Annotated in this window: 1 protein-coding gene; it reads right to left on the reverse strand. The window is 60.3% G+C overall.

The window, feature by feature from the left end; genetic code table 11:
- Positions 1–75: 75 nt before the first annotated feature.
- The gene (locus tag ACE04F_RS25270) at positions 76–606 is read right to left on the reverse strand and encodes a DUF2062 domain-containing protein (RefSeq protein ID WP_486110400.1); all 531 of its coding nucleotides are present in this window, start codon (positions 604–606) and stop codon (positions 76–78) included.
- Between the last annotated feature and the right edge of the window lie 222 nt (positions 607–828).

An 828-nucleotide genomic window follows, 5' to 3' on the forward strand; every position in this document is an offset into this window, starting at 1 on the left:
CTCTTCGCGAGCAGGCTCGCTCCCACAAGGAGTCTGGATTAAACCCGGAATGTCGTGGCTGGAGGGGAAACGCGGTCAGTCCAGTTTTTCTCTCATCCGACTGCGCTTGCGCCGCCGCCACTGCCTGGCAACCCACCATCGCCAATACGCCATGGTGACGAAATAAGCCAAGGCCCCAAGCACCAATCCCGTGACGACCGACCCCAGCAAAAATGGCTGCCACAACGTTGACAGCTGGTTGGTGATCCATTCCCAGGTCAATTCGTCCGGCAGCGTCCGGGCTGGAACGTCCATCAGCCAGGCGCCGGTCTGATAGGTGCAGAAGAATACCGCGGGCATGGTGATGGGATTGGTCAGCCAGACCAGGCTTACCGCGATCGGGATGTTGCCGCGCACCGTGACGGCCAGCGCGGCGGCCAGGAGCATTTGCAGCGGTATCGGCAGAAAAGCGGCGAACAGGCCAACGGCCATCGCCCGCGCCACCGAATGACGATTGAGGTGCCAGAGGTTGGGATCGTGCAGCAGGGTACCGAGAAAGCGTAAGGATTTATGTTCCCGAATGCTCGCGGGGTCAGGCATGTAGCGTTTGAATAATCGCCGGGGCATAAGGCTTCTCGGTCGGGTCAAAGCAGTAAGGCCGCAAGTATGTCCGGATTCTACAATCCGGAGATTCAGACTTTGTGACAATTGTTAACGCCGACGGTGCCCCGCACCGGCTAAGCCTGGAGAGGGACTCTCAAGGATGGGCTTATGCGCACGGCAATGGTCGCGCTTGCACTGGGGCTGCTGGCCCCGGTTTTTCTACCGGTACTGCCGTGGGGGGGGCTG

The organism is Pseudomonas sp. AGC41, from assembly GCF_057334555.1.

What these genes read in the sequence shown, in the direction of transcription:
- ACE04F_RS25270 (WP_486110400.1), bottom strand. Translation starts at nt 606, where the DNA reads ATGCCCCGGCGATTATTCAAACGCTACATGCCTGACCCCGCGAGCATT.